A 9046-nucleotide genomic window follows, 5' to 3' on the forward strand; every position below is an offset into this window, starting at 1 on the left:
GTCAGTTCAGCAATACCAGCGTCAACCACACAGCAAAGCAGCCGTAGACAATGATGCGGCTGGCTTTTCGAAAGCCCGAACGAGTGGACCAGTCGGTGCCAATGAGCCAAGGCATTGCCAGAACTACAATGAAGGCGACAACCGCCAGAGGAAGCTCCACAAAGATGGAATAGTCGTTGTGACGGAACTCCGTCCACCAGCCTTTGAGGGCCTCAGCAGCCAGACCAATACATAAAAACGACATCCCGAACCCTAGAAACAGGCACTCAAGCAGTCCGGCGAAAAACAACAAATAGGCCTTCATAAGCCGAAGACTAGCCTGACCTGAACCTGGTGGGGAAGAACAAATTGAGTCTTCCAGATTCCCACGCATGAATGCCCGCCCCACTGATTCCGCCCATGCATTACATCTCCACTCGCGGCCAGACGAAGCCGCACACGTTCTCTGAAGCCGTTGAAGCCGGGCTGGCACCGGATGGCGGGTTGTTTCTGCCGGAGAAGCTGCCGAACATCGCGGACAAGCTGCCTGTGTGGTCGAAGTTGACGTATCCGCAGCTTGCGGCGGAGTTCTTCACCTTGTTCGCGCCGGAGATCAGCAACGCGGAGTGGCATCAGCTCACGGCGGAGGCGTATCGCCGCTTCGATTCGCCGGATGTGGCCCCGCTGAAGAAGATCACGGACAAAACCTACATCCTGGAGCTGTTTCACGGCCCGACGCTGGCCTTCAAAGACTTCGCGCTGCAACTGCTGGGCCTGCTTTACAAGCGCCAGGTCGCAAAGAGCGGCAAACGCCTCGCGGTGCTCGGCGCGACGTCGGGCGACACCGGTTCGGCGGCGATTCATGGCTGCATGGGCCAGGACGGCATCACGATCTTCATTCTCTACCCGAACGGCCGCGTCGCCCCGCTGCAGGAGCGCCAGATGGCCTGCACGGGCGCGGACAATGTCTTCGCCATCCCGGTTCCGGGCACCTTCGACGATGCCCAACGCGTGGTGAAAGACACGTTTGGCGACACCGAATTCGCCAGCGCGGTGAATCTCTCCGCCGTGAACTCGATCAACATCGCCCGCGTCCTGGCGCAGTGCGTCTATTACATCTGGGCATCGCTGAAACTGCCAGCGGAAGCCCGTGCGACGGCCGAATACGTGGTGCCGACGGGCAATTTCGGCAATGTGCTGGCTGGATGGCTCGCGCAGCAGATGGGCATGCCTGCGGGTGGTTTCCGCGTGGCGACAAACCAGAACGACATCCTGCACCGCTTCTTCAGCAGCGGCGAATACCGCCAGGGGGACGTGCATCCCAGCCATGCGCCGAGCATGGACATCCAGGCCGCGTCGAACTTCGAGCGATTCCTCTATTTCATCCTCGATCAGAATCCGGAGTGTGTCCGCGAGGTCATGGCCGGAATCAAATCCGGCACGCCGCTTCAGATCACGCTGCCAGAGACCAGCATGCGCTCCACCCGCATGGATGATGATCAGATCGTCCGCGTCATCGCGCAGATGTGGAAGGACTGGCAATACGTGCTCGATCCCCACACCGCGTGCGCATTCACCGACATGGCGCAGGATCGTGTCAGTGTCGTGCTCTCCACCGCCAGCCCGGCCAAGTTCCCCGACGTGGTCAAACAGGCCACGGGCAACGAGCCGACGCACCCGACCCTGGAGGCGCTCAAGTCCAAACCGCTGCAAACCTGGCCGCTGACGGCCGAACCTGCGGCGGTGAAAGCTTTCATCCGGCAACATCACTGACGCAGAAGCAGGGCTTGACGGGTGTGGAGGCGGCTTGGTTTAATCAGGCTTAGACCGTCATGAATCCTCCGCCCTCGCTCCTCGCCGCTGCCATCACCATGCCGGACATCTCTCCCTACCTCACCAAAGGGGCGGACGCGGGCAGCGGCGTGACGCTTCACGTTGGTGATCCGTATGTGTGGGGTCTGCTGGGCGGCGGACCACTGCTGATCCTGGCCGGGGTTGTGCTGATCAAAATCATGTTCGGACGCGTGAAGTTCTTCGCGCTCGAATTTGGCAATGACGGCTTCTTCGGACGCGCGAAGGTGATCGCGCCATTCATTTTCCTCGGTTCGCTGCTGTTTCTGGCCGGCGTGGCGGGAACTTGGCTCGGCTGGCAGGCACAAGGCTATTCGGTGACGCTGAATGCGAACGGCGTGACGGAGATCACCCGCGGGGAGACGCTGCGCTACTCCTGGGAGGATGTCAGCGGCCGTGCGGATCACATCAAATCGACCGATTTCTGGCTCGCCTTCACGAAAGATGACCGCCGCTGCCGGTTGCAGTTCCAGCAGCGCTTCATCGGCGAAAAGCTCCAGGACAAGGCCATCGCCATCGCTGAGAACTCGCTGAGTTTCACGAGTCCGCGTCGCTGAGGCGTCCGCGCGGCCTCAATACGACGTGCCGGTCACCTCGTTGGTGTAGGTGTTGATGGTGTCGATGACCTCGTCCGCCTCCGCCTGGGTCACGCCCATGTCCAGCAGGGTCTCGATCAGATGGCCGGTGAAGAGGGCGAAGTGATGTTTCGCGATGCCACGACCGTGATGGGCGTGGGCCAGGGAGCGCCCGGTGTAGGACACGGGGCCGCCAGTCGCCATGGTGAAGAATTCATGCTGCATGCTGTGGAGCATCTCGATCGAGGTGTGTTTGAAGAACGGCGAGAGTTCGGCATCCGCCAGCACACGGGTGTAGAATGCCGGGATCAGGCTGTCGATCATGTCCGCGCCGCCGAGCCGTTCGTAGAGGGAGGGTGAGGTTGTGCTCATGCTCCTGCCAAAAGCACAAAATCGGCCGTGTTGAAGCCGCAATTCCGTCACCGTCAATCGAGGCGCACCGAATCGCAGCAGAGGCTGGATCACATCACAAAATCGGCTCAGAAAAGCCGTGCAAGGCTGGCATTCTTCGTGCCATGGGAAACCCATGTCTTTTATCCAGCATTTGCAGGAAAGCTCTCCCGTGGCGCACGATCTGCTCGTCTTCAGCATCGTCGTCCTGGCGGGCATCGGGCTGGGGAACATTCGTGTGGCCGGTGTGCGGATGGGCGTGGCAGGCGTGTTGTTCACGGGATTGATGGCCTCTCACTTTGGCCTGCGACCCGAGGCCGGGGTGGCGCACTTCCTGAAAGATTTCGGTCTCGTGCTGTTCGTTTTCGCGCTGGGCATGCAGATGGGCCCTGGATTCTTCGCCTCCTTGCGCCGTCAGGGGCATGTGTTGAACGGGTATGCCTTCGCCCTCGTTCTTGGCGGCGCGTTCGTGGCGCTGCTGGGCGGCTGGCTGCTCGACATTCCGCTTCCTGCTGTGGCGGGTCTTTTCGCCGGTGCCACGACGAACACCCCTGCGCTCGGCGCCGTGCAGCAGGCGTTGCAATCAGCGCATGCCGATCCTGCCACGGTGACGCTTCCTGCCCTCTCTTATGCCGCGGCCTATCCACTGGCGATCGTCGGCATCATCGTTTCACTCATTCTGCTGCGTGGCGTCTTCAAAATCGATGTCGTCGCCGAGGCGGAGGCCTTTCGTGGTGAACAGGGCGCTGGCGTGGAGCCTTTGCAGCGCATGAACCTGCGGGTGGAAAACCCGAATCTGGATGGCGTCGCTATCGCCGATGTGCCTGGCATCCTGGAGACCGGCGTCGTCATCGCCCGCCATCGTCCGGCGTCAGCGGAGGATGTGCGGACCGCCATGCCTGAAACGAGGCTGCACACGGGCGATTTGATCATGGCCGTGGGCACCCAGCCCCACTTGGAGCAGTTCCGTCTCGTCATTGGCAGTGTGAGCGAGGAAAACCTCATGAAGGCACCCGGCAGCGTCACCTACCGTCGTGTGGTGCTGACGAACAAACGCATCCTTGGCAAAACCGTGCGCGAACTGGGGCTGGATCATCTTCACAACGTCACGGTCACACGCGTCAGTCGTGGCGATCTCATTTTCACCGCCCTGCCAGACCTGCGTCTGCAGTTTGGCGACATGCTGCAGCTCGTCGGTGATGAGGAATCGCTCAATGGTGCCACCAAAGCGCTCGGAAATGCCGTGCAGATGCTCCAGGAGACGAAATTCGCCGCCATCTTCGCGGGCATCCTCCTCGGAGTGTTGCTCGGACTGTATCCGCTGCACATCGAGGGCCTTCCGGCACCGGTGAAGCTCGGTCTTGCCGGCGGTCCGCTCGTCATGGCGATCCTGCTCAGCCATCTCGGCCGTCTCGGGCCGATGATCATGCACATGCCGCTGAATGCGAATCGTGCCCTGCGCGAGCTCGGCATCATCCTGTTCCTGGCAAACGTCGGCCTGCTGTCCGGGGAGAAGTTCGTGGAGACCGTCGTGTCCACCCAGGGACTGCAGTGGGTGCTGCTGGGCATCGCGGTCACGATGCTGCCGCTGCTGGCAGTCGGCTGGCTGGCCCGGCGCTGGCATCGGATGAACTTCATGTCCGTCTGCGGCCTCCTTTCCGGCGGCATGACCGATCCGCCAGCGCTCGCCTTCGCCACGACCATGGCGCGTTGTGATTCACCCGCCGTGGCCTACGCCACGGTCTATCCGCTGACCATGCTGCTGCGCATCGTCGTGGCACAGATCATCGCGCAGCTTGGATAAGTGCCAGGTTCCAAGTGTCATGTTTCATGTTTCCAGAGATCCACCGCGTGACTCATGAAACTTGGAACCTGAAACACCTTATTTGAGCGCCTTCACGAGCACCTTCGAATTCCGCCCGCTTTTGTCGTATTTCTCGCGACGGCTGGCAGGCAGCGCATCCGGCCCGGACACGGTGTAGCCCATTTTCTCCTCGAAAAAGCGGAATGCCTGCGTGCTGAGGGCGACGATAACCTCGCAGCCACGTTGCCGGGCCATTTCCTCGGCGTAGGCGACGAGCTTCCGGCCGTGATTCTGGTTCTTGTGGCTCCGGCGCACGAAGAGGCAGGCCAGCTCGGCGATCTTCCGGCCATCTTCTTCATAAGTATGAACCGCCACCGAGCCGATCGAATGGCCGTCCAGTTCGAGGATGAAGAAGTCTTTGATCTTCGACTGGATCTGATCCCGCGTCCGTGGCACCAGCGCGGCATCGTCCACGCTCTGCTGCATCATGGAAAGCAGGCCTGGCACATCGCTGGCGCGTGCCTTGCGGATCTGCTGGTAGTCGTCGGCATGGATCATGGTGCCCACGCCTTCGTTTGAGAACAGCTCGGCCAGCAGGGCCTCATCCTGCATGCCATTGACGATGTGCACACGCGGCACGCCTTCCTGGCAGGCGAGGGCGGCATAGCGCAGCTTTGAGAGCATGCTCACGTCATGCCGCGGGTCCTTCTTCCGGTACATGTCCCTGGCGTCCGCCACGGAGAGCAGGGCCAGACGGCTGCCGCTGGCTTCCGCAAGGCCGCTTTCCGCCACGAAGATGACTTTCGCGGCCTGCAGCGCGATGGCGACCTCCACGGCCACGGCATCCGAGTTCAGGCGGAGCGTCGTGCCTTTGCCGTCGTAGCCAAGCGGCGGCAGGATGGGGATGATGTCGGCCTTGAGCAGGGCGCGCAGCGATTCAGCGTCCACGCGCTCGATCCGGCCGGTGAATTCGAGGTCCACACCGTCGATCACGCCCGCTGGATGCACCGCGAGCGCGTTGGAAACCGCCACGGGCATCTCCAGCGCGGTCAAATCGGCCACCAGGTCACTGCATTGATGCATGATCGCATCCACGGCGATCTCGATCCCCGCTGCGTCTGTACGGCCCATGCCGTCGTCGTTGTGAAGCGTGACTCCGCGTTTCGTGGCGAGCGCACGGACCTGCGCGCGTGCGCCGAAGACCAGCACGACTTCGATGTTGAGCGACTGCAGCACCGCCACATCCTGCAGCAGGCTTGCAAACACCGGCTGCATCATCAATGCGCCGTCGAAGGCGATGACGAAGACCTTTTGTCGGAACTGCGGCACGTAGTGCAGGATTCCACGAAGGTCGTCGAAGCGGGGCTGGGGTTTGGCAGGGTCGTTGTTCAAGGATGCGGAGGATCAGGATAGCATAAGTCTGCCAGTGCCGCTGAAAGTTTGTCACCCCGCTCCAAAATGACCCTCGGCGGCATTCGTGCCGACGGTCGTTCCGGAAATTCGTGTCAGTGGAGCCTCAGTTGGTCAGCGCTGCGGCCACATTTTCCTTCAGGGCTTTCAGCGTGGGCGCTCCCTTGAGCTTTGCCAGCTCCGCAGCCAGCGCCTCGGCACGTTTCGCCCCTTCGGCGTTGCCTGCGGCGGCACGTTCCTTCGCCTTGGCCAGCAGCAGCTCGCATTGTGCGGAGCGCATCTTGGCCGCGGCCTCGTCGGCGGCGCTCGTAATGGTGCCGATCTGGCTGTTGTAGGCGTTGCGCAGAGTGGTGAGCACGGGCGGCCACGAGGGCTCGGGGGCGCTCAGAGGTTCACGGTTGGCCACATGCGAGATCTCGCTCAGGATGTGGTCGCGCTGCTCCGGAGGAAGGCCGGCAAGGTTGCGCTGGAGGGCGGGAATGTATTTGCCCGCCAGTTCCGCCGTTTCCGGCGCGGTGTCGATCTCGGCATTGGCGGACCACTCTCCGGCGAACTGATCCATGAGCTTCGCCAGCTCTGGATCGCTCTCCTCCAGCTTCTGAATGGCTTGGAGGGGATTCTCCGGCGGTGGCGGCGCATCAGGTAGATGGTAATTATTTTTTACAGATATTATATGATCAATTATGCTGGTTTTCGTTTGGCTTTCTGCTCAATCTCTTTTCTGCTAGCTTCAGGGTTCTTCTCTTGCAGCTTAGCCCAAAATTATAGCTCTTCTAACAAAAAAGCGATTCGCGCCTTTGAAGAAGGATATGACCTCGCTATGAAACGACAGGATGATAAAGCCATTCCGAAACTCGAAGATGCCATACGAATTGACCCCAAATTTGGAGAACCGTTTGCCCTGTTGGCCGAAATCTATTTTGACCAAAAAAAATATGAATTGGCTGAAAATTATTACTCCCTCCTCATTCAGATTAGCGAACGAAAATATGCCATATATTATTCAAATCTGGCCGACGTCCTCATGAAACTACAGCGCTTTGCAGATGCCGCTCTTGCCATCCGTAATTTTTTAGACAAAGGCGAACCCCGTCAAGCTTTGGCCGATAAATACCGAGCCCTTCTTCGCAAATGCGATGTGGCCGCCTTTCTGATGGCTCATCCCGTACCATTCTTGCCCGAAAATTTAGGCCCTGACATCAACAGCCCCTACTCCGAATATCACCCCTCCATGCCCGCTGATGGTTCGTTTTTGATATTTACAGTTCGCGAAAAAGCTACCAGCCAGTCGTGCCGATCTCAAGATGGCACTTTCGAGGACTTCTATATCAGCTATTATCAGAACGGGCAATGGACACCTCGAAAAAATTTAGGCGAACCCGTAAATTCTGACTGCAACGAAGGTGCTGCTAATGTTTCTCCTGATGGAAGCAGAATGTTTTTTGCCGCTAATAACAGATTGCCTCGCGACGAAAGTATGGACCTGTTTGTAACCCATCGCCAGGGAAACAATTGGGGCATCCCAATAAATTTAGGCCCTCCTGTTAATACTTCCGCTTTTGAATCACAGCCCTCTTTCTCCTCCGACGGAAAAACTTTGTATTTTGTTAGTAATCGCCCGGGCGGAATGGGCGGCAACGATATCTGGATTACCTCTTTGATGCATAATGACACATGGTCCGAACCCATCAATGCCGGCCCCACTATCAATACTTCTGCCAACGAAATATCCCCTTTTATTCATCCCGACGGACAAACGCTTTATTTCGCTTCCGATGGCCATGAAGGAATGGGCGGTTATGATTTCTTTGTTGCTCGTTTGGATCTGAATTCCCTCAAATTTTCTTCACCAATGAACCTCGGTTATCCCATCAATACCGTTGCCGACGAAAGAAGCTTAATCATCACTGCCGATGGCGGCACCGGATATTATGCTTCCACGCATCAAGATGGATTGGGGGGCTACGACCTTTACCGTTTTCGCATTCATGAAGCCGCAAGGCCACAACCCGTTTCGTTCTTAAAAGGTAAAGTGCTCGACAAAAAAACCAGATTGCCTCTGCAAGCTCTTTTCGAGCTGATTGATGTCGAAACCGGCGAAACTGTTGTTTCTTCTGTTTCCGATATCATAACAGGCAGCTTCTTAGTCAGCTTGCCCCCAAACCGACGTTATGCCCTGAACGTAAGCAAAGAGGGCTATTTGTTCTTTTCTGAATCGTTTGACCTCAGCCAATCCGACTCTTTAAAACCTCAAAGTATCGACATCCCCCTTCAGCCTATCGAAGTTGGTGGCTCTGTCGTGCTGCGTAATGTTTATTTCGACACCGACAAGTTTGACCTTTTACCCGACTCTAAAGCCGAGCTCAACAAATTGGTCGCTTTGCTCTCTGCCAACCCTAGCATGAAAATTGAAATTGGCGGACATACCGACAATGTTGGCAGCAAAGTTCATAACCAAAAACTTTCCGAAAACCGAGCTAAAGCTGTATATGATTATCTGCTATCTAAAGGCATTGTTGCCGCTCGATTAACATACAAGGGCTATGGCGACAACACCCCCATTGCCGACAATGCCACCGAGGCCGGCAGGGCTCAAAATCGCCGTACCGAGTTTAAGGTAATGGCCCGTTAATCTATGCTCACACATCCCATTCATTAGTAGAGCAACAATATGTAGGGCGCCCGCCCCGCGCTTGCGGCTGCGGGGCGCCGGGCTATGCAGGGCTACGCTTCGCTCCGGTGCTACGCACCGCTGCCTCTGGGCAGCGCCCTTACTATCCCTGCCGCAAAACTACCCACACCTCCTACCCCTCCTTAAATTTTTTTTTTGCATTTCTCACCCAAATTCCCTAATATTGAATTCCCTAAACAAAAAATACAATGCCCTACACACAACCAACATACCCAAACCCCATCACCCTAAACCCCCATTTCCCGATGTTTAATGATTTGGTATCAAAAAATAAAGTATGGTACTTTTCATACCAATCCACCCAATTTGGGCGCATAAGTATGATTTTATCATACATATAAACGA

At 57.6% G+C, this 9046-nt stretch carries 8 protein-coding genes; 4 read left to right on the plus strand and 4 right to left on the minus strand.

Features of this window, described 5'->3' with window-relative positions:
• Nucleotide 1 precedes the first annotated feature (1 nt).
• Nucleotides 2–304 (minus strand): hypothetical protein, encoded by a 303-nt coding sequence (locus IAE77_RS27885; RefSeq protein WP_294234131.1) that lies wholly within the window; start codon nt 302–304, stop codon nt 2–4.
• Nucleotides 305–399: 95 nt separating this feature from the next.
• Between IAE77_RS27885 and thrC the strand changes: the two genes are divergently transcribed.
• Both thrC and IAE77_RS27895 read left to right on the plus strand, forming a co-directional pair.
• The gene (gene thrC, locus IAE77_RS27890) at nt 400–1752 is read left to right on the plus strand and encodes a threonine synthase (RefSeq protein WP_294234134.1); all 1353 of its coding nucleotides are present in this window, start codon (nt 400–402) and stop codon (nt 1750–1752) included.
• Nucleotides 1753–1811: 59 nt separating this feature from the next.
• Nucleotides 1812–2387 carry a hypothetical protein gene (locus tag IAE77_RS27895; protein ID WP_294234137.1) on the plus strand — a complete coding sequence of 192 codons (576 nt, stop codon included), beginning with the start codon at nt 1812–1814 and terminating at the stop codon, nt 2385–2387.
• A gap of 15 nt (nt 2388–2402) precedes the next feature.
• Here the strand turns inward: IAE77_RS27895 and IAE77_RS27900 are convergent, their stop codons facing one another.
• Entirely contained in the window at nt 2403–2777 is a 375-nt protein-coding gene (locus tag IAE77_RS27900; RefSeq protein ID WP_294234140.1) for a group 1 truncated hemoglobin, read from the minus strand.
• A gap of 154 nt (nt 2778–2931) precedes the next feature.
• Between IAE77_RS27900 and IAE77_RS27905 the strand changes: the two genes are divergently transcribed.
• Nucleotides 2932–4599, plus strand: a complete 1668-nt coding sequence (locus IAE77_RS27905; RefSeq protein ID WP_294234143.1) for a putative transporter — start codon at nt 2932–2934, stop codon at nt 4597–4599.
• Between the two features lie 78 nt (nt 4600–4677).
• Here the strand turns inward: IAE77_RS27905 and argA are convergent, their stop codons facing one another.
• A complete protein-coding gene (gene argA, locus IAE77_RS27910; protein WP_294234145.1) occupies nt 4678–5991 on the minus strand; it encodes an amino-acid N-acetyltransferase in 1314 nt (437 codons plus the stop codon).
• 124 nt (nt 5992–6115) lie between these two features.
• Nucleotides 6116–6571 (minus strand): hypothetical protein, encoded by a 456-nt coding sequence (locus IAE77_RS27915; RefSeq protein ID WP_294234148.1) that lies wholly within the window; start codon nt 6569–6571, stop codon nt 6116–6118.
• Between the two features lie 111 nt (nt 6572–6682).
• On the opposite strand from IAE77_RS27915, the gene IAE77_RS27920 reads away from it, so the two are divergent.
• Complete coding sequence (locus IAE77_RS27920; RefSeq protein WP_294234151.1) at nt 6683–8641, plus strand: OmpA family protein; 1959 nt, start codon at nt 6683–6685, stop codon at nt 8639–8641.
• The last annotated feature ends 405 nt before the right edge of the window (nt 8642–9046 follow it).

The organism is Prosthecobacter sp. (assembly GCF_014879935.1).
Classification (GTDB): domain Bacteria; phylum Verrucomicrobiota; class Verrucomicrobiia; order Verrucomicrobiales; family Verrucomicrobiaceae; genus Prosthecobacter.

Coding starts and splice junctions, on each gene's coding strand:
- IAE77_RS27885 (WP_294234131.1), bottom strand. CDS start 304: ATGAAGGCCTATTTGTTGTTTTTCGCCGGACTGCTTGAGTGCCTGTTT.
- thrC (WP_294234134.1), top strand. CDS start 400: ATGCATTACATCTCCACTCGCGGCCAGACGAAGCCGCACACGTTCTCT.
- IAE77_RS27895 (WP_294234137.1), top strand. CDS start 1,812: ATGAATCCTCCGCCCTCGCTCCTCGCCGCTGCCATCACCATGCCGGAC.
- IAE77_RS27900 (WP_294234140.1), bottom strand. CDS start 2,777: ATGAGCACAACCTCACCCTCCCTCTACGAACGGCTCGGCGGCGCGGAC.
- IAE77_RS27905 (WP_294234143.1), top strand. CDS start 2,932: ATGTCTTTTATCCAGCATTTGCAGGAAAGCTCTCCCGTGGCGCACGAT.
- IAE77_RS27915 (WP_294234148.1), bottom strand. CDS start 6,571: ATGGATCAGTTCGCCGGAGAGTGGTCCGCCAATGCCGAGATCGACACC.
- IAE77_RS27920 (WP_294234151.1), top strand. CDS start 6,683: ATGATCAATTATGCTGGTTTTCGTTTGGCTTTCTGCTCAATCTCTTTT.